At 71.6% G+C, this 1,153-nt stretch carries 1 protein-coding gene and 1 pseudogene; one reads left to right on the top strand and one right to left on the bottom strand.

The window, feature by feature from the left end:
- Window positions 1-642 (bottom strand): SDR family NAD(P)-dependent oxidoreductase (locus ABD194_RS20060; protein WP_343994798.1); only part of this gene is annotated, 642 nt, incomplete at its 3' end.
- Window positions 643-827: 185 nt separating this feature from the next.
- Between ABD194_RS20060 and ABD194_RS20055 the strand changes: the two are divergent.
- A pseudogene (locus tag ABD194_RS20055) lies at window positions 828-1,153 on the top strand (hypothetical protein); the annotation flags it as partial.

Raw genomic sequence — 1,153 nt, 5'->3', positions numbered from 1 at the left:
GTTGCGGGCGGCGCGGTCACGGTGGGTCTGCTCGCGCACCTCGTCGTAGGCGTCCAGCGGCTCCGAGTGCTTGGCCGAGGCCCCGGCCCAGTCGGTGGAGAAGCCGCCCGGCTCGATGAGCGTCACGTGGATGCCGAACGGGGCGACCTCCTGCGCGAGCGACTGGCTCAGGCCCTCGAGCGCCCACTTCGACGCGTGGTAGGCGCCGACGATCGGGAACGCGGAGATGCCGCCGATCGAGCTCACCTGGATGATGTGGCCCGAGCCCTGGTCGCGCAGGATCGGCAGGGCCGCCTGCGTGATCCAGAGGGCGCCGAAGAAGTTCGTCTCCAGCTGGTTGCGGACGTCGGCCTCGCTCAGCTCCTCGACGAAGCCGAAGTGGCCGTAGCCGGCGTTGTTGACGACGATGTCGAGTCGGCCGAATCGCTCGTGCGTCTGCTGGACGGCGGCGAAGTCGGCGTCGCGGTCGGTGACGTCGAGGGCGATCGGCAGCAGCCGGTCGCCGTACTTCTCGGTGAGGTCGTCGAGGGTCGTGGTGTCGCGGGCGGTCGCGGCGACGTTGTCGCCCCGCTCGAGGGCGGCGATCGCCCACTCCCGGCCGAACCCGCGGGACGTTCCAGTGATGAACCAGGTCTTCGTCATGGCTTCGACGCTATGCCTGCCGATGCAGACCGGTGCGAGCGGGTGTTCCGCCTCCTGCGGGCACGCGGAGTCCCCAGGGTGACGTGATGACCGACCTCAGCACCCGGGGCGCGCAGCTGGCTGCGGTGTCGGCATGAGCCCGATCCCGCCCGACGACGACGACTGACCGGGGTAGCGTCGCCCGGGTGACCGACGGCCGCCCTCCGCAGCTCCACCGCGAGCACCCCGCGACCGTGGCGGACCAACGCGCCGCCGAGGCGGAGCGGTCCGTCACCGCGCTCTTCGCCGGGCGACTCCTCGGTATGCCGTCGACGCACCTCGCGGGCGTCGTGCACCGGCCGGGACGCGGGAGCCGCCGGTTCGTGGGCGTGGGTGGCGCCTGGAACTACTGGTGGCAGGCGCACTACCTCGACGCGGTCGTCGACGCTGGCCTCCGCGCCCTCAGGTGCGACGACGTGCAGAGTGCGAACGACCATGCACGCCAAGGCGATCGGCTTCTCGCGACCATCCG

It is taken from the genome of Terrabacter terrae, from assembly GCF_039529575.1.
In the GTDB taxonomy this organism is placed as follows: domain Bacteria; phylum Actinomycetota; class Actinomycetes; order Actinomycetales; family Dermatophilaceae; genus Terrabacter; species Terrabacter terrae.
This window is presented reverse-complemented; position numbering and strand designations above follow the sequence as displayed.